Origin of the sequence: Microbacterium sp. BE35, assembly GCF_031457705.1 — a bacterium.
In the GTDB taxonomy this organism is placed as follows: Bacteria; Actinomycetota; Actinomycetes; order Actinomycetales; family Microbacteriaceae; genus Microbacterium; species Microbacterium trichothecenolyticum.
Window position 1 is genome coordinate 482,629 of the sequence record NZ_JAVDXD010000002.1, and the last position, 23,498, is coordinate 506,126.

At 71.3% G+C, this 23,498-nt stretch carries 19 protein-coding genes; 9 read left to right on the forward strand and 10 right to left on the reverse strand.

Annotation, left to right across the window (positions count from 1 at the left end):
- Positions 1 to 2: 2 nt before the first annotated feature.
- The 4 genes from J2Y46_RS08450 to J2Y46_RS08465 form a co-directional block, all read right to left on the reverse strand.
- Positions 3 to 1,328, reverse strand: a complete 1,326-nt coding sequence (locus J2Y46_RS08450; protein WP_310241613.1) for a glycosyltransferase — start codon at positions 1,326 to 1,328, stop codon at positions 3 to 5.
- Positions 1,325 to 3,517 carry a glycosyltransferase gene (locus J2Y46_RS08455; protein WP_045296141.1) on the reverse strand — a complete coding sequence of 731 codons (2,193 nt, stop codon included), beginning with the start codon at positions 3,515 to 3,517 and terminating at the stop codon, positions 1,325 to 1,327. Before J2Y46_RS08455 ends, J2Y46_RS08450 begins: the two co-directional genes overlap by 4 nt.
- Positions 3,518 to 3,641: 124 nt before the next feature.
- Positions 3,642 to 4,487 (reverse strand): helix-turn-helix transcriptional regulator, encoded by an 846-nt coding sequence (locus J2Y46_RS08460; RefSeq protein ID WP_045296150.1) that lies wholly within the window; start codon positions 4,485 to 4,487, stop codon positions 3,642 to 3,644.
- 69 nt (positions 4,488 to 4,556) lie between these two features.
- Entirely contained in the window at positions 4,557 to 5,504 is a 948-nt protein-coding gene (locus J2Y46_RS08465; RefSeq protein ID WP_310241616.1) for an SDR family oxidoreductase, read from the reverse strand.
- 268 nt (positions 5,505 to 5,772) lie between these two features.
- Here J2Y46_RS08465 and J2Y46_RS08470 point away from each other — a divergent pair, with 268 nt between their 5' ends.
- Positions 5,773 to 7,194, forward strand: coding sequence for a DUF222 domain-containing protein (locus J2Y46_RS08470; RefSeq protein ID WP_310241618.1), 1,422 nt, complete (start codon positions 5,773 to 5,775; stop codon positions 7,192 to 7,194).
- A 101-nt stretch (positions 7,195 to 7,295) separates the two neighbouring features.
- On the opposite strand, the gene J2Y46_RS08475 is transcribed toward J2Y46_RS08470, so the two are convergent.
- Entirely contained in the window at positions 7,296 to 9,026 is a 1,731-nt protein-coding gene (locus tag J2Y46_RS08475) for a sodium:proton antiporter (RefSeq protein WP_045300683.1), read from the reverse strand.
- A gap of 84 nt (positions 9,027 to 9,110) precedes the next feature.
- Positions 9,111 to 10,133, reverse strand: coding sequence for a WYL domain-containing protein (locus J2Y46_RS08480; RefSeq protein ID WP_310241620.1), 1,023 nt, complete (start codon positions 10,131 to 10,133; stop codon positions 9,111 to 9,113).
- A 61-nt stretch (positions 10,134 to 10,194) separates the two neighbouring features.
- Between J2Y46_RS08480 and J2Y46_RS08485 the strand changes: the two genes are divergently transcribed.
- Together J2Y46_RS08485 and J2Y46_RS08490 are read left to right on the forward strand one after the other, a co-directional pair.
- Entirely contained in the window at positions 10,195 to 11,253 is a 1,059-nt protein-coding gene (locus J2Y46_RS08485) for an ATP-binding cassette domain-containing protein (RefSeq protein ID WP_310241622.1), read from the forward strand.
- Complete coding sequence (locus J2Y46_RS08490) at positions 11,250 to 12,044, forward strand: ABC transporter permease (protein WP_310241623.1); 795 nt, start codon at positions 11,250 to 11,252, stop codon at positions 12,042 to 12,044. The genes J2Y46_RS08485 and J2Y46_RS08490 overlap by 4 nt, the downstream gene beginning before the upstream one ends.
- 3 nt (positions 12,045 to 12,047) lie before the next feature.
- Here the strand turns inward: J2Y46_RS08490 and J2Y46_RS08495 are convergent, their stop codons facing one another.
- Complete coding sequence (locus tag J2Y46_RS08495; protein ID WP_310241627.1) at positions 12,048 to 13,433, reverse strand: diguanylate cyclase; 1,386 nt, start codon at positions 13,431 to 13,433, stop codon at positions 12,048 to 12,050.
- Between the two features lie 195 nt (positions 13,434 to 13,628).
- Here J2Y46_RS08495 and J2Y46_RS08500 point away from each other — a divergent pair, with 195 nt between their 5' ends.
- Positions 13,629 to 14,069 (forward strand): MarR family winged helix-turn-helix transcriptional regulator, encoded by a 441-nt coding sequence (locus J2Y46_RS08500; protein WP_045300686.1) that lies wholly within the window; start codon positions 13,629 to 13,631, stop codon positions 14,067 to 14,069.
- 8 nt (positions 14,070 to 14,077) lie between these two features.
- Here the strand turns inward: J2Y46_RS08500 and J2Y46_RS08505 are convergent, their stop codons facing one another.
- Complete coding sequence (locus J2Y46_RS08505; protein WP_045300687.1) at positions 14,078 to 14,422, reverse strand: hypothetical protein; 345 nt, start codon at positions 14,420 to 14,422, stop codon at positions 14,078 to 14,080.
- A gap of 158 nt (positions 14,423 to 14,580) precedes the next feature.
- Between J2Y46_RS08505 and J2Y46_RS08510 the strand changes: the two genes are divergently transcribed.
- From J2Y46_RS08510 to J2Y46_RS08520, 3 genes are all read left to right on the forward strand, one after another.
- A complete protein-coding gene (locus J2Y46_RS08510) occupies positions 14,581 to 15,330 on the forward strand; it encodes an EAL domain-containing protein (protein ID WP_310241629.1) in 750 nt (249 codons plus the stop codon).
- Positions 15,331 to 15,345: 15 nt separating this feature from the next.
- Positions 15,346 to 18,414 carry a hypothetical protein gene (locus J2Y46_RS08515; RefSeq protein WP_310241631.1) on the forward strand — a complete coding sequence of 1,023 codons (3,069 nt, stop codon included), beginning with the start codon at positions 15,346 to 15,348 and terminating at the stop codon, positions 18,412 to 18,414.
- A 92-nt stretch (positions 18,415 to 18,506) separates the two neighbouring features.
- The gene (locus J2Y46_RS08520) at positions 18,507 to 19,025 is read left to right on the forward strand and encodes a hypothetical protein (protein ID WP_310241633.1); all 519 of its coding nucleotides are present in this window, start codon (positions 18,507 to 18,509) and stop codon (positions 19,023 to 19,025) included.
- Between the two features lie 146 nt (positions 19,026 to 19,171).
- On the opposite strand, the gene J2Y46_RS08525 is transcribed toward J2Y46_RS08520, so the two are convergent.
- Together J2Y46_RS08525 and J2Y46_RS08530 are read right to left on the reverse strand one after the other, a co-directional pair.
- Entirely contained in the window at positions 19,172 to 19,657 is a 486-nt protein-coding gene (locus J2Y46_RS08525; protein ID WP_245619621.1) for a hypothetical protein, read from the reverse strand.
- Positions 19,658 to 19,665: 8 nt separating this feature from the next.
- Positions 19,666 to 21,339, reverse strand: coding sequence for a PspC domain-containing protein (locus J2Y46_RS08530; protein WP_310241635.1), 1,674 nt, complete (start codon positions 21,337 to 21,339; stop codon positions 19,666 to 19,668).
- A 115-nt stretch (positions 21,340 to 21,454) separates the two neighbouring features.
- Here J2Y46_RS08530 and J2Y46_RS08535 point away from each other — a divergent pair, with 115 nt between their 5' ends.
- On the forward strand, positions 21,455 to 22,807 hold the full coding sequence (locus tag J2Y46_RS08535) for a PspC domain-containing protein (RefSeq protein ID WP_310241637.1): 1,353 nt from the start codon (positions 21,455 to 21,457) through the stop codon (positions 22,805 to 22,807).
- Positions 22,800 to 23,480, forward strand: coding sequence for a response regulator transcription factor (locus tag J2Y46_RS08540; RefSeq protein ID WP_310241639.1), 681 nt, complete (start codon positions 22,800 to 22,802; stop codon positions 23,478 to 23,480). The genes J2Y46_RS08535 and J2Y46_RS08540 overlap by 8 nt, the downstream gene beginning before the upstream one ends.
- Positions 23,481 to 23,498 lie beyond the last annotated feature (18 nt).

Sequence of the window (23,498 nt, forward strand, 5' to 3'; positions counted from 1 at the left end):
GGCTACCGGGAGATGCGGTTCTCGACCGCGTCGGCGCGCGAGGCGGTCAGAGCGGCGAAGGCCAGGGTCGGCCCAGGCCGCTCGTGCTGCGCGGCTGCCTCTGTGCGCAGCGCCTCGCGGCCCGGCCACGTGGGATCAGCGAGAGCAGCGATCGCCTCGCTGAGCTCGTGGTCGGTCGCGGTGTTCGGCGCGAGGGCCAAGCCGGTGCCGGAGCGTTCGACCGCTGCGGCGCCGGAGAACTGGTCCGTCGAGAACGGAAGCACGAGAACGGGCACACCCTGCCCGACCGACTCGGTCACGGAATTGTTGCCGCCGTGGGTGACCGCGGCGGCCGCTCGGTCGAGCAGGCGCACCTGCGGCAGGTATTCGCGCACCAGCCAGCCTTCGGGAACCGGCCCGAGAGCGCTCGCCGGAGTCGCGCCGATCGCGATCGCCGCGCGCAGCCCCGTCCGCGCGATCGCCGTCGCCACGCGCGCCAGCACGTCGCCCCGCACCGACAGGAAGCTGCCGAAACTCACGTAGACGAACGGCGCGACGTCGCGAAGGAACTCGTCGGCCTCGGGATCGTCGCGCTCGTCGCGGCGCGTCGAGCCGATGAAGACGTGGGGCGGCAGCATCCGTCCGTCGTCCGCCAGAAGGGCGGGGTAGTTGTACAGCACGACGTCGCCGTGAAGCGCGAACGCATCGGCGATCTCGTCGGCTCGCGGATCGAGCGTCCGAGCCGCGGTGTTCCACTGATGCGCGAAGCGGTCGGACACTTCGACGCAGAGTCGGCGCAGGTGCGCAAGCTCGGTGGGGTCGGGGTCGAACGCTCGGGGCCAGGCCGGCGGGCAGCCGTAGACCTCGCCTGCCACGGGCAGCGCGGAGGGATGGCCGAGCACCACATCCGCGTAGTCGATGCCGGCGGTGTGCAGAGCGAGGCGGGCGCTGAATGCGAGGTGGTCGACGAGGATGGCATCCGGGCGAACCTGATCGACGACCTCGAGCGTCGCTCGCGCCCGCTCTTCGGGCCGCCACATCAGGTCGGTCAGGCGCTCGCGGGCCTGGTACATCAGGGTGGGAATCATCCCGCGACGGGTGGCGTCGAAGAAGCGCTCGAGAGATGCCGCCTCCGCCGTCTGCTGCTCACGCGTGCGCATCACGCCCGCGTTCGCACCTCTGCCCAGGGGCAGGTCGACGCGCTCGAGGCCGAAGTCGGCGACGATCGGCGCCGTCGCCGACCCCGTGGCGACGACGACGTGCTCCCCGGCGTCGCGCCACGCGGTCGCGAGCGTCGCGAGCGGCAGGAGGTGCGAGGCGTAGTCGGGACTGATGACCAGGAGCGTCATGCGGGCTGCCTCGTCGCCTGCGCGAGCTCGGCCTCCTGCGCGACGACCGAGGCGTAGATCGGGGCGAGGGTGGCAGCCATCGCCTGGATCGTGAACTTCGATGCGACGACCTCGCGTGCCCGCACCGCGCGGTCCTCGTCGGCGTCGGCTGCACGGTCCAGGGCCGCCGCGATGGCACACGCGAGACGGTCGGAGTCCCACGTCGCCGTGAGGAATCCGGTGTCGCCGTGGTCAACGTAGGTCGCGGGCCCGCCGCCGTCGGGGGCGACCACCACGAGACCTGTGGCCATCGCCTCGAGCACCGCGAGGCCGAACTCCTCCTTCAGGCTGGCGCACACGTAGACGCCGCCGACGGCCGCGAGCCGCGGCATCCCGAATCTCGCCGCCGCCATCCAGCGCGCGGCGACGTCGTTGGGGCGATGACCCGGAAGGATCAGCCCGCGGCGCGCGCGTTCGTGCGGGGGTACCGCGGCGGCGATGCGATCCAGTTCGCCCTGCTCATCCCGGGACGGGTTCTCGAGGTCGCCTCCGATGATCAGAAGGTTCGCGCGGTCGGCGAGGGGCGATCGCGCCCAGGTCTCGACGAGAGAGGCCATCCCCTTCACCCGGTGCAGACGCCCCACCGAGACGAGCAGCGGCAGTCCCCGGCGATCTGCGTCGAGACAGCCCAGCAGCGCCTCGAGTTCGGCGAACGCATTGTGCGCCGGCGTCGCAGCCGGACCGGCCGCTGTCCGCGCCTGGACGACCGCCCTGTCGATGACCGCGAGATCGACCCCCTCCGCGACGACGGTGTGCCGCTCGCTGCGCGACGTCATGTCGATTCCCACGAGTTCCTGCATCTCGTCGACGAGGTTCGGACGCGGAAAGAACACAGTGTGAGACGCCGATGCCGCGAGCTCCTTGACCAGTCGGACCCGGAACCAGAAGTGCTCGCGAAGGTCGGCCTCACCGAACCTCGCGCGCGTGAGGGCGCCGGAATCCTGCAGTGATTGGATCACGCTGTGCGGATCCGGCGCGACGGTGAAGATCGTCGGGATGCCCAGCTCCCTGGCGACGTCCGCGGCAGCGAGGCTTCCCACGTCGGCCATGCGCAGGTGCAGGACGTCGACGTCGACCGCGGCGCGGAGGATGCGACGGATGCCGCGCCGGGCGGCGACCCGGTACGGCCACGCGGCTGCGGACGCCACCGGCTCATCGGGGAGGGGGATGTGCCCGTAGAGATGGCCGGTCGGAGTGCCGGCGAGCTGGAGCAGGTCGACGGTGCTCTGCCCGAGGCGGCCGCGGGATAGCGTGAGGACCCGCGTGACCGGGCAGTCGTCGGTCGCGATCAGCGCATCGCCGAGGCGCACCAGCAAGGTGGCGATTCCGCCGTTGTCACCTGCTCCGGCTGCCGAGAGCGCCGGGTCGATGTCGGCATGCAGGAAGAGCTGCGCGACCGTGAGCGCTCGCGGCGTCCGGTCCGGGAGTGAAAGGCGGAATGCGGGCGGGGCGGTGCTCGCGCCGGGCATGGGGTCGAGGTCGATCAGTGCGAGGCGAGCGATCGGCGCGAGAGGACCGCCGGTCGCCAGGAGCGCACCGAGCTCCTCCTCGAGCCCCGCGGTGTCGCGGCGCTGCCCGAGTGCGGCGATCGCGGTCGCGCGCACCGCATCGTGCTCGGCGGGATCCGACGCCACTTCGCGCAGCAGGCGCGCAGCGACCGGTTGAGTCACGAGCCCGAGGGTTTCGACGAGCGCTGCTCGGGGTGCAGCATCCGTGATTCCCAGCAGCGCTGCCTCGATGCCGATCGCGATCGTGTCGCTCGCGTGGCCCGACCACCTCTCGATGGTGTGCTGGGCCAGCATGCCCGTGAACCCGCCGGCGGCGACCAGTGCGAGCAGGCGTCCCACGGCCTCTGGCCGGGGCAGACTCTGGCCGAGCGCCCACGCGGCATGCTCCCGGATGAACGGCCGCTCGTCCGACAGCAGGGCGGCGAGCTGACGCTGCGCCTCGTCGTCGTGCATCTCCGCCAGCGCGTGCACCGCCGCGATGGCGGCGATGTCGTCGGTGCCCGCGAGCGCCGTCGACAGCACCCGCAGAGTGCGGACGCTGGGATCGCGGCCGGCTTCGAAGGCCAGGTCGTCGGCGGCGAGCAGCGCCTTGACGATCGTCGGGGCGTCGAGAACGTCGTCCATCGCGGTTTGAACGCCCACGTTCCACCTCACTCACCGCACGGGGCGCCCGTGCTGTCGAAAGGCTATGCCGCCGGGGGGCGCGGACGGGGTTCTTGACAAGATGGACCGGCCGGTGCAGGCGAACCCGGCGACCGGCGCGACCTCAGCGGCCGGCGGCGATCTCCTGGGTGCCGATCACCGAGAGCAGCTGCAGCCGCTCGTAGCTCGGGGTGCCGGGCGTCGCGGTGAGCACGAGGAGCGTCTGTCCCTGCTCGGGGTCGATGAGGAACTGGCACTGCATGTCCATCACGCCGACCTCGGGGTGCTGCAGGCGCTTCTCGCGCGCGTGCGTCGAGCGCACCTCGTGCTCGGCCCAGAGCTCGGCGAACTCGGGGCTCTCCTGCAGCAGCGACGACACCATCGCCCCGGAGCGGGAGTCGGCGCCGAACTTCGCGTAGGCGGTGCGGATCTCGGCGGCGAACGCGCGCGAATGCATCGGGTGGTCCTCGATCGGGTACACGGTGCGCGCCGACGGATCGGTGAACCAGCGATAGCCGACGCTGCGGGCGAACCCCTCGAAGCGCGTCTCGTCGCCGAACAACGCGCGGGCCGCCGGCGTCTGCGCGAGCGTCTCGCCGAGCTCGGTCATCACCTGCGCGGGGGTGTCGGCGAGGCGGTCGAGGATGCGCATGAGGCCGGGCGAGACGTGCTCGCTGCGCAGTGCCCGAGCCGGTGCCGTGTGACCGGCGAGCCGGAACAGGTGGTCGCGCTCGTCGAGCGTGAGCCGCATCCCGCGAGCGATCGCGGCGAGCATCTGCTCCGACGGCTGCGGGCCGCGGGCCTGCTCCAGCCGGCTGTAGTAGTCGGTCGACATGTCGCAGAGCACGGCGACCTCCTCGCGCCGAAGGCCCGCCGTGCGGCGTCGAGACCCGCGGCGCAGCCCGACGTCCTCGGGCTGCAGCGCCTCGCGGCGGCGACGCAGGAAGTCGGCCAGCTGTGCTCTGTCCATGACCTGAGTCTGCGGCATCCTTCATTCCTCATCCAGGGAGCGGCGATCCCACCGTTTTGCGGCGCTCGCTCAGCGACCCGGCGTCGCGACGCGCACGCCGGTGAGCTGCTCGGAGAGCTCCCACACGCGACGAGCGTCGGCCTCGCCGCGCAGGCGAGAGTACATCGGCTGCTCCGCGGGCAGGCCGCTGAGGCGGCGGAAGCCCCTCGGCCCGTAGAGGTGACCGCCGCGGGCGTCGGGGCTTGTCGCCGCGTACACCGCCGACAGCGCGGCCGACGCGGGAGTGCCGAACAGGATGCCGCGCCGCGACATCGCCCGGATGAACTTCACCGCTGTCGTGTCGGCGGAACGCCCCATGCCTGGCTGGGCCGCGAGCAGGTTCGTCGGCGTGATGCCGGGATGCGAGAGGGTGCTGCGGATGCCCCAGCCCGCCGCATCCGATCTCCGCTGCAGTTCCATCGCGAACAGGCCGAGCGCGATCTTCGACGAGCTGTACGCCGTCATCGGGTCGTAGCCGTGCTCCCAGTTCGGGTCGTCCCAGTTGACGGCGCCCTGATCGGCGGCGATGCTCACCTGGCTGGTGATGTGCGCCTTCGCCTCGACAAGCAGCGGGAGCAGCTGCGCCACGAGCGCGAAGTGGCCGAGGTGGTTCGTCGCGAGCTGCAGCTCGAACCCGTCGGCGGAGAGCTGTCGGGTCGGCGGGTTCATCACGCCGGCGTTCGTGATGAGGAGGTCGATCGGGCGGCCTTCGTCGTTCAGCCGCGCGGCGAGAGCTCCGACGGAGTCCAGCGACGCGAGGTCGAGGGGGAGGACACGGATGCTGTGGGCTCCGGTCTGCTGTCGGATCTGGGTTGCCGCCGCCTCGCCTTTCTGCGGATTGCGGACCGGCATGAGGACGTCGGCGCCGGCGCGCGCGAGACGCGCGGCGATCTCGAGGCCGACGCCGTCGCTCGCGCCGGTGACGAGGGCGAGCTTGCCGGTGAGATCGGGAACGGGGATGTCGAGAGGTGTGGGCATGAGGGCTCCTGTGTGGGGTGGTGCTTCTCATGCTGGACGCGGGGGCGGCGCGGATTCAGGGCGCGGTCATCCGGGGATCGGGGATCCCCGGATACCGACGAACGTACCCGCTGGGCGGGGCGGTGGCGGCTCAGCGAGGTGGAGTCGCGGCGCCGATTCCTCCCCAGGACGTCGTGATTCGGGTCCCTTCGGGGTTATCCACAAAAGCGACTCGGACCTGCGGTTTTGAGGTGTCGGAATGTCGGAGCCCCTCGGCAGAATCGAAGGCATGAACTTCCCGCTGACCGAGCTCCGGGGCATCGCCGATCTGCTCGGCGACACGCTCGGTGCGCCGCTCGGTGGTGAGGCGCAGCGGGGTTTGTCGCACGGTGATCTGGTCGACGCGTTGGGCGTCGTCGAGCAATTGGGGCGGATCACGGATGCCGCCCGCCTGGCGCTCGCCGGGGAGGTGGGGCGGCGTGCCGACTCCGAGTTCGACGACCGGATCACCGCGCAGTACGGTTGCGGATCGGCGCAGGAACTCGTGGAACGCGCCACGCGGGTCTCGGCAGCGACCGCGCGGGCACGGCTGCGGGACGCGAAGGCGATCACGAGTCGGGTGACGCTGACCGGGCAGACCCGCCCGGCACCCCTCGACCGCGCCCGGGCCGCGCTGGCATCCGGGCGGCTCTCCGCGGACGCCCTGACCACGATCGTCGACGCGCTCAGACCGCTGCTGGGCCGGTGCACGGTCGACGAGATCGGGGCGGCCGAAGGCGAACTCGTCGCCGCCGCAGTGGGGGACGCCGGGGAGCCGGCGTGTGGGATCCACGAGCTGAAGGTGATGGCGACCACCTGGGCGCTGTACCTCGACCCGGATGGCACGCTCCCGGACGAGGAGTACGCGCAGCGGGTGCGCGCGATCCGGATCAGCCGCCGCGCGTATCGCGGACTGCGGCGCATCTCCGGGGAGGTCACCGACGACGTCGCGGCGCAGTTCGACCGGCTGATGGACGCGCACCTGAATCCGCGGGTGCAGGACAGCGGGCCCCGCTTCGTCGATTGCGAGGCTGACGCCCGGGCCGGCGAGGCGGCGGAGCGGGTGCTGGATCCGCGGACCGCGGACCAGAAGCGCCACGACGCGTTCGCGTCGATCCTGTCGGTCGCGGCGGGTGCGGCCGCGACGCCGACGCTGGGCGGGGCCGCGCCGACGCTGATCGTCACCACCACCGTCGAGGACCTGGCCGACCCCGACGGCGTGGCGTTCGCGGAGTCCGCCGGTGGTCCGGTACCGGTACCGGCCTCGTTCGCGAGGCATGTCGGCTGCCACGGCACCATTCACCGGCTCACCCTCACCGGCACCGGCGCCATCAAAGCGCTGGTCGTCGAGGACCGGGTGTTCAACCACTGGCAACGCAAGGCGATCGGCGCCCGTGACGGCGGCTGCATCATCCCCGGCTGCACCGTCCCCGCCGCGTGGTGCGAGGTGCATCATGTCGTGGACTGGGCCAAGGGCGGTCCCACCTCGGTCGACAACGGGGTGCTGCTGTGCTGGCACCATCACCACGGCATCGAGACCAGCGGATGGGAGATCCGCATGATCGACGGCATGCCGCACGTGCGCCCACCGGCCTGGATCGACCCGCGCCGGCAGTGGCGAGGGCCCAACCGGCTCCTGCTGCGCGAGCTCAGACGGGCCAGGTCCGCCTAGACCACCCCCCCGATCCTCCAACCGTCGCCGACTCGGCGGAAGGGCGACGCCGGGTGCCCGGCAACCACCGCAGGAAAGGCTGGGCGAGGGAACGCCGCGGGTCAGCGATCGCCGGAATGGCGCGACAGGCGGGTCTCCTCGAGGTCGAGCATGGCCTGCGCCTCGGCCAGCACGCGCGAGGAGTAGACGCCCTGGGCACGCAGCTCCAGCAGGCGTTCGCGCTCCGCATCCACGACGGCGAGGCGCAGCTCGCGGTACCGCTGATGCGGCATCTCGCCGGGTTTGCGCACCACGCGTGCGCGCTCCCACGCGGCCTCGGTGCTGAGGAAGGAGGCCCGCCTCACGCGTTCGATGACATCGGGGTCTATCGGGGCGGTGGTGGCAGCATCCGTCTCGATCTCGTCCAGTGTCTCGAGGCCGGTGTTGCTGATGTCTTCGAGAAGGGACGCGAGCTCTCTGCGGTCCTCCTGCGCATCGATGCCCTGCACATCGAGCAAGCGGATGAGCCACGGCAGCGTGCCGCCCTGCACGACGATGCTCACCACCGCGACAGTGAAGGCGATGAGGATCAGCTGCGGTCGGTAGGGGGTGTTCTCGGGCAGGGACTGCGCGGCGGCGAGCGTCACGACGCCGCGCATGCCCGACCAGCCCAGCACGATCCCGCCGCGCCAGTCGATGTGCTCCTGGCGCTGCTGCTCGAGGTCGGCGCGCCGGCGCTCGTAGTCGCGCTCGAGGCGATCACGGATGCGGGCCTGCCGCGCAGTGCTGACCGGGTGACTCCGGTAGTAGTACAGGGCGAGGAGCGCGTGGTAGGTGCGCTTCTCGGTACGCTCCTCGCGCTTGCCGAGGGCGTAGACCATCGGTCCGATCCAGAGGAAGCGGATCACGATGAGGGCTGCGGTCGCGAGCAGGCCGATGAGGATCGCGTCGCCGGCGCTGAGAACCGTCGGGTCGACGTGATCGACGAGCGTGCGGATCTCGAGGCCGATGAGGAGGAACACGCCGTTCTCGAGGAGGAACTGGATCGTGCGCCAGTTGATGCGGTCGCTGATCCTCGCCTGTGCGCTGAACTTCGTGGGCGCCGCGTGGCCGGTGTAGAGGCCGGCGACGACGACCGCCATCACGCCGGACGCGCCGAGCGCCTCGGCCGGCGCGAACGCGACGAACGGGACCGCGATCGACAGCGCCGTGTCGAGCACGGGATCGTCGAGCTTGGAGCGCACGAACACGGTGACGTATCCGGCGACCAGGCCGATCGCGACGGCCACGACGACGGCGTAGACGAAGTCGACCACTCCTGCCCACGGCGTCGTGAGGCCACCCACCGCGGCAGCGGCGACAGCCGAGCGCAGCAGCACCAGGGCGGTCGCGTCGTTGAGGAGGCCCTCGCCCTCGAGCACGGTCAGCAGTCGCGGAGGCAGGCCCAGCCGCCGGCCGATCGAGGTCGCCGCCACCGCGTCGGGCGGGCTGATGACCGCGCCGAGCGCGATGGCCGCGGCGAGGTTGAGATCGGGCAGCAGCGAGAACAGCAGGAAGCCCGCGGCGAACGCCGTCACGATCACCAGCACGACCGACAGACTCGCGATCGACCCCGCATTCCGGCGGAAGTCGGTGATCGGCACGCTGATCGCCGCGGCGTAGAGGATCGGCGGCAGCACCCCGTCGAGGATGATCTCGTGCGGCACCTCGATGTCGGGCACCCCCGGCAGATAGGACAGCCCCACCCCCACGACCACGAGGATGATCGGCGCCGCCACCCCGAGCTTCTTGGAGAACGCGGCGACCGCCACGATGACCGCGACGGCGATGACCGCGTAGATCCCCAGCTCCATTGACCCAGCCTATTGAGCGCGTGCGGAGTAGCGGGGTGGGGTGCCGTTCGGTGAGACGCCGGCGGATGCTGCGGAGATCCCGAGCTACGCCGGCAGCTGTCGCTCGCGCGCCAGAGCCCGGTCCGGCGGAACCGGGGGTGCGGGCGCGTCCAGGGCTCGGAGCATCCGTTCGAGGGTCTCGCGCAGCTCCTCTCGAGCCGGCGATGTCAGGTCCGTCGTGTAATCCACCCCCGCGGGGATCCAGCTCAGGCCGTACATCGTCTCGCGGAAGTCCGAACCGCCGACCGGCCAGCGCGTATGCGTCGCGTCCTCGGCCGTCGCGCCCTGACCCCACTGGCCGAAGTAGTCGCGCATCTCGTCCAGAGGCAGCTCCATCACCGCATCCGCCTCCACCGCCTGTCTCGCCCACGACCGTGCCACGAAGATGAACTCCTCGACCTGCTCGGGGGTGAGCGGCTTCGGCTCGAAGAGCACGCGGGTGTGCGCGACATCCGTGAGCCTGTCCACGCGGAACGTGCGCCAGTCCTCCTTGTCGAGGTCCCAGCAGAGCAGGTACCAGTGCCGGTCGGCGGGCGCGAGGGCATGCGGCTCGACGCGCCGGTGGGTCACCTCACCCGATGCCGCGGTGTACGTGAATCTCACCCGCTCGTGATCGCGCGTGGCCAGTGCGAGCTCGCCGAGCACCTCGCCCGACACGGCGGCGCCGGCGTTGAGTCCGGCGGGCTGCACAGTCTGAGCCAGCGCGGCGACGCGGCGGCGCAGCGGAGCGGGCAGCACCTGCTCGAGCTTCGCGAGCGCGGTGATGGTCGTCTCGGGACCGCTCACGAGCCGCTGGGATGCCGCCACCCGCAGCCCGATCGCCATCGCCACCGCCTCTTCATCGGTGAGCAGCAAGGGCGGCACAGCGCTGCCGGCCTCGAGGCGATAGCCGCCCGCCGCCCCCGGGATCGACTCGATGCGGTAGCCGAGGTCGCGCAGCCGCTCGACATCGCGCCGCACCGTGCGCTCGGTGACGCCCAGCCGGACGGCCAGTTCGGAACCCGGCCAGTGCCGGTGCGTCTGGAGCAGGTTGAGCAGCGACAAGGCTCGCGTGGTGGTGTCGGCCATGCGAAAAGAATCTCATGTATCGCGGACAGTATCTGTCCGCATCCACTCCTAGCGTGGGGGCATGGCGAACGAATCGATCATCCGAGCGCAAGGTCTGACCAAGCGCTTCACTGTGAAAGGCAAGACCGTCGAGGCCGTCACCGACCTCGCGTTCGAGGTGGCGCGCGGCGAGCTCGTCGCGTTCCTCGGACCCAACGGCGCCGGCAAGTCGACCAGCCTGCGTATGCTCACGACCCTGATACCGCCGACATCGGGCACGGCGCGGGTCGTCGGCTTCGACATCCTGAAGCAGCCCGCCGAGGTGCGCGCTCGCATCGGCTATGTCGGCCAGCTCACCAGCGGCAGCTTCTCGCAGCGCGCCCGAGACGAGCTGCTGAGCCAGGGTGCGTTCTACGGCATGTCGAAGGCCGCCGCCCGGGCGCGGGCGGACGAGCTCATCGAGTCGCTCGACCTCGCAGGCTTCGCGTCGCGGTCGGTGCAGCAGCTCTCGGGCGGGCAGAAGCGCCGGCTCGACGTCGCCCTCGGGCTCATGCACGCGCCGCCGCTGCTGTTCCTCGACGAGCCGTCGACGGGACTGGACCCGCAGAGCCGCGCCAACCTCTGGCAGCACATCATCGACCTCCGCGCGCAGTACGGCACGACGGTCTTCCTCACGACGCACTACCTCGAGGAGGCCGACCGCTACGCCGAGCGCGTCATGGTCATGGACAGGGGTCGCGTGATCGCCGACGACACCGCGGCCCGGCTGAAGGCGGAGCTTGCGGGCGACGTGCTCACGTTCGGCTTCGAAACGGAGACGGATGCTGCGGCCGCCGTCGCCGTGGTGCACAGGCTCACCGAGCGCGAGGTGCGGCGGGTCGAGGCATCCATCGTCCTCACGGTGCCCGAAGGCGACGCGCTGCTGCCCGCCGCGGTGCGCGCGCTCGACGCGGCCGGGCTCATGGTGCGGACAGCGACCGGCGTGCCGCCGACGCTCGACGACGTGTTCCTGGCGCTCACCGGCCGCACGCTGCGCGAGGCCGGCGAGGGCGAGGGCGAACCCGAGCAGAACGCGGAGGCCTCGTCCGAGGCATCCGGAACCGCCGAACAGGTGACCGAGGCGACAGGAGCCAAGCGATGAGCACTCAGATCGAGACCCGGCCCGACACCGCGGTGCGGGCCAACCCGGCGCGCGACACGTGGAACGTGCTGACGCGCGAATTGAAGCCGGTGGTGCGCGACCCGTTCACGCTGATCTTCAGCCTGGTGCAGCCGCTGGTGTTCCTCGGGCTGTTCGCCCCGCTGCTGGTCGGCTCCTCCGGCGCACCCGTAGGGGAGACCCTGCAGTGGTTCGTGCCCGGCGTGCTCGTGATGATCGTGCTGTTCGGCACCGGGGCGACCGGGTCGAACCTGCAGTACGAGATGATGACGGGCTCGCATGAGCGCACGCTGGTCGCGCCGCTGGCGCGGTCGTCGCTGCTGGTCGGACGCGCGCTCAAGGAGATCGCGCCGATCGTGGTGCAGGCGCTGATCATCGTGCTCATCGCGTGGCCGTTCGGCTTCACGATCAACGTGCCGGGGCTCGTGATCGGCCTCGCGCTGCTCGCGGTGTTCGGCGTGGGGCTCGGGTCGCTGTCGTACACGCTCGCACTCAAGACCAAGGATCGCGAGTGGCTCTTCTGGGGCGTGCAGCAGACGCTGATCTTCCCGCTGCTGATCCTCTCGGGCATGCTCCTGCCGCTCGACGAAGGGCCGGCCTGGATGCGCGCGGTGTCGACGGTGAACCCGGTGAACTGGGTCGTTCAGGCCGAGCGCGCGCTGTTCGCCGGCGACCTCGGCGCGGTCGAGGTGCTGTGGGGCTGGGTCGCGGCGATCGTGCTCGCGGCGCTCGGGCTCGCCGTCGGGATCCGGGCGATGCGCAAGAGCAGCTGACTGCTACTGGAGGACGGGGGACGAGGCGATGCGGGCGACGGCGACGCGGTCCCCGCCGGCCATCTTCGCCTCGTACATGGCGTGGTCCGCAGCGCGGATGAGCTGGTCCATGACCGGCGCCCCGTCGTTTCCCACAGTGACCACGCCGACGCTCGCCGTGATGGACAGCACGGGCGGCAGCTCGTCGTACGGCTCCGCGATCGCGGCGCGGATGCGGTCGGCGAGTGCTGCGGCGTCGCCGACGCTGTCCACCGCGGCGACCGCGATGAATTCGTCGCCGCCGAATCGTCCCAGCACATCCGACTCCCGGATGACGCCGCGCAGGCGCTGCCCGATCTCTCGGAGGAGCGCGTCACCGGCGGCGTGACCGAGCAGATCGTTCACAGCCTTGAACCCGTCGAGATCGATGAAGATCACGGTGAGGGCCGAGTAGTCCTGGAAGAGCGTGCGCGTGACGTCCTCCTCGATCAGTCGCCGGTTCGGCAGCCCCGTCACCTCGTCGTGCATCGCTGCGCGACGCAGAGTGTCTTCGAGACGGATCCGCGCGATCGCCTGCGCCGCCTGATTCGACAGCGCCTCGGCGAGCGGAACGGCTTCTTCGTCGAACTCCCGAGGATGGTCGAAGAAGCAGACCATCGCACCGACCGCATCCCCGTGGGACCGCATCGGCGAGGCGATCGCCGCGTGCACGCCGCCTGCCCGGTAGATGTCGCTCATGCCGACTCCGGGCACATAGGAGTCCGCATGCTCGGGGGAGCGCACGATCAGCACCTGGCCGCCGAGGAAGGTCGTCGTTCCGGCCGGACGCAGGCCCGTCGGCCAATGGGCCGCGAGCGGGTTCACCCCAGCGACCTGGATCAGTCCCTCCGGACCGCCGATGTGCACGCTCACCGCACTCGCGGCGAACGCCCGCTGCGCCACATCCACGAGCAGTTCTGCCGCGTCGACCTCGGTTCTGACGTTGCCGAAGCCGACGGCGGCGTTGAGCAGGATCTGCAGGCGCTGCCGGCCGCGCTCGGTCTTGGCCTCGGCGCCCTGGAATCCCAGACTGAACGCCGACCGCGTCGACACGTCGTAGACCGCGATGCGCTCGACGCCGGACTCGTCCTCACCGAGCGACCCGACCACGACGGGGCGGACGACGCCTGACACCCCATGCAGGGTGGCATCGGTCGGGCGCTGGCCGTCCGCGCCTTCCAGTGGCATGCGCAGCGTGAGCAGCGCTTCGAGCGGCCGTCCGATCACGTCCTCTCGGTCGCAGTTGAGCCAGCTCAGCACCTGCGTGTTCGCGTCGAGAATCGTCGACTGACCGTCGACGCTGATGAGCCCGCAGATGGCGAGACCTAGCACGGGATGCTCGAGGCGCGGGGGGTCTGGGGGACGCGGCATCCGATCAAGGCATCTTCGTGGGTCACGGCGGCCTCCTGGCTTCTGTATCGAGGCGGTGGGTGTGGCGAACAGCGATCGACGTCGTGTCTGCGGGCAAGGTCAGTCTAATGGATACTTCGCAGAATTAGATAAGTATTCTAAATGTTCGCGACCTGAGCTAGTCTGTTCCCGAAGCGGCTGAGGGAGAATGGCGGCATGGCGAACGACACCCCGGCGCTGACCCTCGGGTTGGCCCTGCGCCAGTATCTCGACGCCCGCAACGCAGCGATGGTGGCGGCGCGCGCGAGCCTCGGCATCTCCGACATCGATGCCCGCGCCCTCTTGTTCGTGGTGGGCAATCCCGGAACGCGGCCGACAGTGTTGCGCGAGTACCTCGGCATCACCTCGGCGGGTGTGACCACGCTGATCGATCGGCTCGTCGGTCGGTCCCTGGTGCGACGCGATGTCGACCCGTCCGACAGGCGGGTGAACCGCATCACCGCCACGATCGACATCGCCGACGATCCGTGGTCGTCCCTCAACCGGTTCGACGACGACTTCGACGTCGCCGTCGGCGCTGCCGACCAGGCCGTGGTCGAGAAGTCCGCCGCCCTGCTCGTGGCCCTGACCGCGGCGACGGTGGGCGCCCGGCACTGACACGGCGCTCAGGCGACGTCGATGCCGCGATACGCGAGCGACTTCGCCTCGAGGAACGCGCACAGTTCGGAGACGGCGGCAAGTTCTGCGGAAAGCTCGAGCAACCCCGCCGCATCCAGGACGAGGTTCTCTTCGCGGGGCTCCATGGTCGCGACCCAGGCGGTGGCCCCCGGCGTCGCCGGCTGGATGAAGACGCCGGTCGGTGCGTGACCGAGCCGGAAGACGACGAGGCCGGTGTTCTCCCCGCCCTCGCCGTCCTGCACCGTCACGCGTGCGGCGTCGGCCAGCGGCCCGCCCTGCGCGCGATACTCGGCGAGCCAGGAGTCCAACGTCTCCAGATTCCGAAACGCCATCGCGATCCTCTCCCTGCATCTGCGACGTGAAAAGTATAAGGATCGGTGTGTCGGGCCTCGACGGCCTCCCGCGAGCGTGGCAGCGGCGAACTCTAGCCGAACGTCGCTCCTCGTGCGCGCGCTTGCGATCGGGGTGCGGCGCAGGGCTGACTTGAGGGGTGCCCACCACCCCTGGAGACCTCGCGGATGATCTGGCGGCCGCTGTCGGCGGCTCCGAGATCTTCGCCGTCTACCAGCCGCAGGTGTCGCTGGAGAGCGGGTCGATCGTGGCGGCGGAGGCGCTGTGTCGCTGGCGCCATCCGCAGCTCGGCGACATCGATCCCGTGACGATGATCGGCGTCGCCGAGCGCAGTGGCGCGATCCACGCGCTCGGGCGGCGAATGTTCGACGAGTGCCTCGACACGCTCGCCGGATGGCGCGAGACGGGCCGTGACTGGAGCGTCGCCGTCAACGTCTCGCCGATGCAGTTCGAGGAGGGATCGTTCGCCGATCACGTCGCCGGCGAGTTCCAGAGTCGTGCGCTCGCTCGCGGCTCGCTCGTCTTCGAGCTTCCCCGCGCTCTGCCCTGGCTCGACGATGATGCGGTGCTGTCGCGACTGCGCACGCTTCGCGAGATCGGCGTCGAGTTCTCGCTGGCGGGCCCCGGGGACGAGGGTCTGTGGCCCGAACTCCTCCGAAGCGTGCCGATCTCCGAGGTGAAGCTGCCGGGCGGACTGGTACGAGCCGCTGGGCGACCCGCATCGCCGTCGTTGCGGGGGCAGGTCGAGATCGCGCATGCGCACGGTCTGCGCGTGGTGGCGGAGGGGATCGAGACGCTCACCCATCTCGACACCGCGGTCGAGCTCGGCTGCGATCGTGCGCAGGGGTTCCTCATCCGGCAGCCGCACGAAGAGATCGCGTTCCCGTAGATCTAGGATCAAGGGATGACGACGGCGCGACGGCGAGGCATCCTCGCTCTCGTCACCGCGATCATCCTCCTGGCGCTCGGCGCCGGGGTCGCGTTCGCCGTCGGCGACGCGCTCGGCATCCGCACCGAGCCGTCGGCCCAGATGGAGCCGGCCGCACCCGTCGTGCCGGTCGTCGCCGAGCCGGTCCTCCCGCCGTCGTTCACGTTCGACGCCCCCGACACCGAGCGCGTGTCGGTCGCGCTGGAGGAGCTGACGGATGCTGTAGCGGCAGCATCCGGAACCTCCGGCGAAGCCGTGCTCACGGTGCGGATCGACCCGACGCTCATCGCGACCGACGACGCGTACGCCATCGAGGGTGACACCGCCGCGCTGCTCATCCGCGCCGGAGACGAGGACGGTGTCACGCGCGGCATCTACGACCTCAGCAACCAGGTCCGCGCCGCCGCCCCCCTCACGGACCTCATCGGCGAGCACGAGGCGTCGCGTCTGCCGCTGCGCATGACCGACCTCGGCGCGGTCGGCGTGATCCCCGATCCGGCCGAGTGGGAGTCGGGCGACGACTACTCGCACGCGTCGAAGGCGTTCGCCGCGGTCATGCAGCCCGAGCCGCCGTACGTCGATCAGACCGCGCTCGCCGCCGCGTTCGAGGACTTCGACGGGTTCCTGCGGCATTCCCTCGCGAACGGGTTCAACGCCGTCGCGTTCCCCGGGTTCGTCGAGTACGTGACGTTCGACGGCGCACCTGATGGCCCGGTCTACGCCGACGGCGACGACCACCGCGACAAGGCGCTGGCCCTGCGCGAGGCGTACGCCCCGTTCTGGGACCGCGCCGACGAGCTCGGCATGAAGGTGTTCCTGCGCACCGACATGCTCGCCCTCACCGGCCCGCTCGAGCAGCACCTCACCCACGAGTTCGGCTCGCTCGACACCGAGAACCCCGACCTGTGGAGCGTCTACACCGCGGGGCTCGACGAGCTGTACGACGCGGTGCCCGCGCTCGACGGCGTGCTCATCCGCATCGGCGAGGCCGGTCCCGTCTACGACGTGGGCGGCTGGGACTACTACTCCGCGCTCGAGGTGACCTCGGTGGACGCGGTGCGCACGATGCTCGAGGCGTTCACGGCGCAGGCCGAGGCATCCGATCGCGAAGTCATCTTCCGCACGTGGTCGGTGGGCGTCGGCGCCGTCGGCGACATGCACACCAACCCGGCGTCGTACGAGGCGGTGCTCGGCGGCATCGACTCGCCCGCGCTCATCGTGTCGACGAAGTACACGCTCGGCGACTTCTACACGTGGCTGCCGCTCAACGACACCCTCGAGCAGGGGGCGCAGCGGCGCATCGTCGAGTTCCAGAGCCGCCGCGAGTTCGAGAACTTCGGCGCGTTCCCCAACGACCTCGGCCCGCAGTACCAGTGGGCGCTGCAGCAGCTGATCGCACAGAACGACCAGCTCGAGGGCGTCTGGGTCTGGACCCAGGACGGCGGTCCGTGGCGCGCCGGACCGATGAGTCTGTACCTGAAATCGGGTTTCTGGCAGCTGTACGAGCTGAACACGCAGCTCGCGGCATCCCTCGCCCAGAATCCCGAGGCCGATGTCGCCGGCATCACCGCGGCCTGGGCCCGGGAGTACTTCTCCGAGGACCCCGCCACGGTCGAGGCGATCGTCGAGGCGATGACGCACTCGCGCGAGGCGATCGCCCAGGGCATGTACGTGCCGCAGTTCGCCGCGCAGCGCGTGTTCGCGATCGGGCTCGAGCCGCCGCCCATGATGTGGATCTTCGAGTGGGACATCCTCACCGGCGACTCCGCGGTGCTCGACGTGCTCTACTCGATCGTCCGCGACAGCGGTTCCGACGGGGTCGGGGCGGCGATCGGCGACGGCGCAGAGGCGGTCGCCGCGGTCGAGCAGATGCACGGTCTCGTTTCGCAGACGGATGCCGCCACCTGGCGCTCCTCGGAGATGCGGGCGGCGTTCCTCGACACGTTGGACTACGAACTCGACACGCTCCGGCTGCTCGAGGCGTACCGCGCGATGATCCTGCATCAGGGGCAGTGGCACGACACGCTCTCATCCGACGCGCACGCGCAGTGGGATGCCGACCGCATCGCGTACGAGCAGCGCGCGGCCGAGCACCTGGCGAAGTACGAGGGGAACCTCGACTACCCCGCGTTCAACCTCACCGCTGCCCAGCTCGGCGTCGAGCGCGCGGTGCGCGACGAGCCCATGGCGTGGATCGCCCGCGTGCTGCTCGTGCTGGCTCTCGCGTGGGTCGTGATCGGCATGCTCGCGGCGCGCACGCGCTTGGTCGCCAAGCCCGGCGCCGCAGCAGCCCGCGCGACGTGGATCGCCTCGACGAGGCCGTGGCGGGCGCGCGAATCCACCCTCGGCATGCTCGAGCTCGATCGATGGCTGCTGCTGATCGTGCCCGCAGGGCTGCTGATCGCCACGCGCGCCGTGCAGACGTCGCTCCTGTCGTGGACGCACCTCGCGGTCATCATCGGCGCCTGGGTCGTGTTCGCCCTCGTGCTGCGTCTGTTCGTCTGGGAGCGCTCGCCATGGCCGGTCATCGCCGCCGTCGGCGGGGTCGTGATGCTGCGCTGCATCGTGACGCTGTTCGCCCTCTCGTTCACGGGCCCGGGCGGCTACTGGTTCGCATTCTGGACCGACCCGCTGCTGCGCACGGTGTACATCGGTGTCGCGTTCGCGCTGTTCGTGTGGGTGTTCGTCGCAGCCGGCTGGGCGCTGTCGGCGCAGGTGCGCGCGCGGCGCGCGACCGGGTACGTGCTCGCCGCGGTCGGTGCCGGTCTGCTCGTGCCCGCGGTGGTCGTCGGCGCGATCGGCCTCGAGACCGCGCTGACACTCTGGAACGACGAGATGGGCCTGTTGCCCTGGGGGCTCGCGCGAATCCTCGGAATCACGACGTACCTCGAGATCCCTTCCGTGACCCCGTGGGCCGCCGCCGCGTTCGGCGGTGCGCTGCTCGTCGTCGGACTGCTGCTGGCGGTGCCGTGGCGACGGCGGCGCGTCCCGGCTGGGGCCTCACGCCCGGAGGCTCGCGGCGACGCGGGGACCAGCGCCTCCTGAGACGAGGAGTGCACGGCGGCGCGTGGTAGGACCACACGTGTCGGGGGAGTACTTTAGAAACATCCCCGAAACAATTCGAAGAGGTATTCACCATGCGCTCACGAAGCACAGCACTCCTGTCCATCGCCGCCGTTTCCGGCCTTCTGCTCGCCGGTTGCGCGTCGACCGCCGACCCCGAGCCGACGTCCACGTCGGCCGCCGACTCGGTCGTCGAGTCGTCGGTGACCGAGCCCGCCGCCGCCGGTGAGCGCGTCGGCGCCGACGGCACCGAGCTCGAGGTGTGGAGCAGCATCGTCCCCGACGAGAGCGCTGCCGCCACGCTCGACGAGCCCGCCGAGGGCAACCAGTGGGTCACCGTCAACGTCGCCCAGTGGGTGTCGGAGAAGGGCCGGTCCGACGTCGATGTGGCGCCCGTCCTGCGCTCGACCACGGACGACTCGTTCTCGGCCGACGCGGTCTCGCAGCGCTCCGTCGAGGTGCCGATGACGCCGGAGAAGTCCTACACGTTCGTGTGGAGCTTCCAGGTTCCCGAGGACCTCGTCGACGCCGAGACCCTCGTGGTCTGCGTCGGCTCGGGCGACGAGGGCTGCAGCAGCCTCGTCGCCGAGTGATCGTCGGGCGTCGGTCGCCCCACGGCCGGCGCCTGATCCACCGCGTTCGCGCCGTGCGCCTTCGGGCGCACGGCGCGTTCGCGTGTGCGGGCGACGGCTCCGTGTCCTCCGCCCTCCGATCGACGACCGGTGGTGTGCGGTCTTCGTCAGGCCGGGTCGGGCGTGCGGCGTCGCTCGACGACGCGCTGCGCGCGGCGGGCGAGGCCGACGATGCCTGCGATCAGCGCGAACCCGCCCAGGAAGAGCACGACGTACGCGACGGCGGCGGCGGGAGTCAGATTCACCAGCCACGCGGTGACCGCGGCCTGGCGTGCCGCGTCGGTGAGGACCCACACGGCGAAAGCGGCGATCACCGCGAGCACGAGACCCCATACGATCCCCGCCCACCGCACGCGCGGTGCCACCGCGGTCGCCGGCGGGGTCGCCGGTTCGGCGGCAACGGCTGCCGGCTCCGGCGCTGACGCTGAGGCCACGAACGGATCGAACGCCGGAGGAAGGGGCGAGGGTGCCGGCGGCGTCAGGTCGATCGCCACTGCCGTGTCGGCGGTGTCGCGCTCGCCGGCCCGGGCGTCGGCGACAGGGGTCGTCGCATCGGCGGTGGGTGCAGCATCCGGAGTCTCAGGAGTGCTCATATCGGTGCTCATTTCTCGAAGATCGTGACCTGGACCGAGCCGGTGCGCTGGTCGAGGGTGACGTGCTGGGTCGTGAGGGCGTCGGAGCTCGGGTCCTCGTTGACGGCGCGCCAGGTCACCTCACCGTCGGCGTCGGGCTCGACGGTTCCCGAGACGGCCTCGCCGCCGGCATCGGGGATGCGTGAGTAGAGCACGACGCCGTCTCCGAGCGTCGCGTCGAGCTCGAGCACCGTGCCGGGGTGCACAACGATGTCGGTGCCGCCGACACCTTTCGTCACGACGACGCCGCCGGCGCGGATGTCTTCGCTGTCCGACAGCGATCCGACGGAGATGAACGTGGATCCGAACGGCTGAATCGCCGTCTGCTCATAGGTCGCGGTGCCGAGCTGGATGCTTCCGATCACCAGGCGCTGAGGACCGGATGCTGCCGCCACCGTGCTGCCGATCACCAGGAGCACGATCGTGACCGCGGTGAGCAACCCGCTCCGCCGGCGGAACGCACCGGCGACGACCATCGCGAGCGCGGTGATCACGGCGGCGGTGAACAGCCCGATGGCGCCGGCGTAGGGTGCCGTTTCGGAGCCGGGGCTCGAGGCGACCAGCACCGCGAGGGCACCGGCGACGACCGCGGCGCCGAGCGTCGTCAGCACGAACGCGAAGCTCGTGCGGGGGTACGAGGCGCGGCGCGCGCGGCGGCGCTCCTCCGCGTCGAGGGCGAAGGCCGCGCCGTGGGCGTGTCGTTCACGCCGGGCCTGTTCGCGGGCGGCGCGGGCCGCGTCCTGCTGGCTGCGACGCCACGCGTCGTTCTGCACCCGCCACTGTTCCTGGGTCGCGCGCCAGTCGGCGCGCCAGTCCGCCGCAGCGACATCGCCGGCGTCGGGACCCGGCAGAGCGCCTGCGGGCGCAGCTGGGCCCCCGCCCCCAGAGGCTCCGGGCGACGCGGCAGCGGCGTCTGGAGTGGGAGCGGGGACCGTCTTCGATCCTGTCGCGGATCCGGCCGGCGCCCGACCGGCCGGATCCGCGATGCCCGCGGCGTCGGCCGCGAGAGGAGGGGCCGCGTCGGCACCCGAATGCGACGCGACCGGGGCGGGCGGCGCGGAAGCCATCGGCGCGCCCGCCCGGGAGGGCCGGCCGGCCTGAGCCGCCCGGACGATGAAGTACACGGCCGTGCCGATGAGGGCGAGGGTGAGGATCACGCCGATGCCGCCGAACGGAGAGCCGAGGTCCCAGATGCCCGAGCCGTCCCACGCCCACGGCGCGAACCCGGTGAGCGCCCACAGCGGCCACATCAGGATGTTGCGCAGCCACGGCACGACGGGGACGAAGCCGACGACGGCGAGGATGAAGACACCGGTCATCGCGGCGTCGTAGCGGCCGTGGAAGAGCTCGCGCAGGTGGATGCGCCCGCTCGTGTCGGGAAGCAGCGCCCACGCGATCGCGTAGACCAGCAGCGCCGGGAACCCGAAGAGCGCCACCACGACGAAGATGCCGCGCACGATGATCGGGTCGATCCGCAGGCGAGCCGCGAGGCCGCCGCACACCCCGCCGAGCCACCCGTCTGCGCGGACGATGCCGAGGCCCTCCACCCACGAGAAGAACCGGTCCGTGCCGGTCGGCAGCCCTGGAGGGGCGGTCGGCGGCGGTCCCGGATCGGTGGGGGCAGCGGTGGTCGCGTCGGTCATGTCTCCACCCTGGCGGCCACCGCGGGGGGCTCGCTATGGGGTGATCCCCTGACGCGTCCCTGATCTCCGCTCGGGATCGTGGCTCGGGGTGGGGCGCGATGGTTGGATTGTCGGCATGCCCTCCTCCACGACTCCGACGCACGCCGTCGCGGGCGTGGCGCTGCCGCCGGCACCTGTGGACCGGCCGCCGCTGCGTCGTGTGCGTGACTGCGCCGTCTCGGGGGTCGCGGCGGGACTGGCCCGTCATCTGGGCTGGCCGCTGTGGGTCGTGCGCACCGCGTTCGTCGCGCTGACCGTCGTGTGGGGTGCGGGCGCGCTGCTGTACGCGTGGCTGTGGGTGTTCGTGCCGTGGGACGACCCGCGGCCGCCCGGCGGCGCCGCGGGCACAGCCGGCGCGGGCGACCCGAGGAGCGCAGGAAAGGCGGATGCTGCCACCGCGGCCGCGCACGGGCACGACGTGCCGACGCGCCGGGTGCCCGTGGCCTGGCTGCTCACCGGGGCGGCGATCGCGGTCGTGCTGGTGACGATGGCCGCGATCGCCCTGTTCGGGGCGAACGGCGTCGGCCGGACGTCACCGCCCGGATGGGTGGGAGGCGTGCTCCTCGCCACCGCGCTCGCGGTCGCGGCGGGCGCCTGGGCGACGCTCGTCGACCGCCGAGACCCCGCGCGCGGCCCGCGGCACGAGAACGTCGTGCGCATCGTGGTGACGGCGGCCCTGATCCTGCTGCTGCTCACGCAGCTCTCGGCGCTGCGGCAGACCGGCATCGCGGGGTTCGTGATCGCGCTGGTGCCGATCGCGGGCATCCTGCTCGTGTACTCGTCGATCCTGGTCGACCGCTGGCGCGAGCTCTCGGGTGAGCGCGTGCGACGGATCCGTGAGGAGCAGCGCGCCGAGATGGCCGCGCATCTGCACGACTCGGTGCTGCAGACCCTCGCCCTGATCCAGAACCGCGCCGGCGCGTCGAGCGAAGTGGCACGCCTGGCCCGTGCCCAGGAGCGCGAGCTGCGCTCCTGGCTCTACGACGGCGACGCCCCCGCCGACAGCGACCTGCCCACCGACCTGCGGGACTACGCCGCCGCGCTCGAACTCGACTACCCGGTGCGCATCGACGTGGTCTCGGCGGGGCTTCCTGCCGAGCGCGCGAGCGGCGAGGTCGCGGCGGCCTCGCGCGAGGCGATGCTGAACGCGGCGCGCCACGCCGGCGGCGACGTATCGGTGTACATCGAGGGCAACGCGAACGCCGTCGACGTCTACGTGCGCGACCGGGGCCCCGGGTTCGACCTCGACGACGTCCCGGACGACAGGCTCGGCATCCGTCAATCCATCCTCGGCCGCATGCGGCGCGCGGGCGGGTCGGCGACCGTGCGGAGGGGAGCGGGCGGCGGCACCGAGGTGCACCTGCGGTATGCCGCGACCCCCTCGCCCGACGCCGGCTCTGCGCATACCCGGGAGGCGAGCCGTGGCTGAACGCACCGTGCGCGTCGTGATCGTCGACGACCACTCGATCTTCCGCTCCGGCCTGCGCGCCGACCTCGACGCGTCGATCGAGGTGGTCGGCGAGGCAGCCGACGCGGCCTCGGCGGTGGCCGTCATCGAAGCGACGAGTCCCGACGTCGTGCTGCTCGACGTGCACCTGCCGGCGGGGGCGGGCGCGGCATCCGGACCTGATGCGGCCGGCGGCGAGGCCGTGATCCGCGGGGCTGCGCCCGCGGTGCCAGCGACCCGCTTCCTGGCGCTCAGCGTGTCGGATGCCGCGGAAGACGTCGTGCGGGTCATCCGCGCCGGGGCCCGCGGGTACATCACGAAGGGCTCGTCGGGCGCGGAAGTCAGCCGTGCGGTGCACGCGGTGGCCGACGGAGACGCGGTGTTCTCGCCGCGCCTCGCGGGATTCGTGCTCGACGCCTTCGGCGCCGCCGTCGGCGAGACCGCGACCACCAACGACGAGCTCGACCGCCTGTCGTCGCGCGAGCAGGAGGTGATGCGGCTCATCGCCCGCGGCTACGCCTACAAGGAGGTCGCCGCCGAGCTCTTCATCTCGATGAAGACCGTCGAGTCGCACGTGTCCGCGGTGCTGCGCAAGCTGCAGCTCTCGTCACGGTACGAGCTCACGGCCTGGGCGTCGGCGCGCCGACTGCTGTGACGAATCGGATGCTGCGGG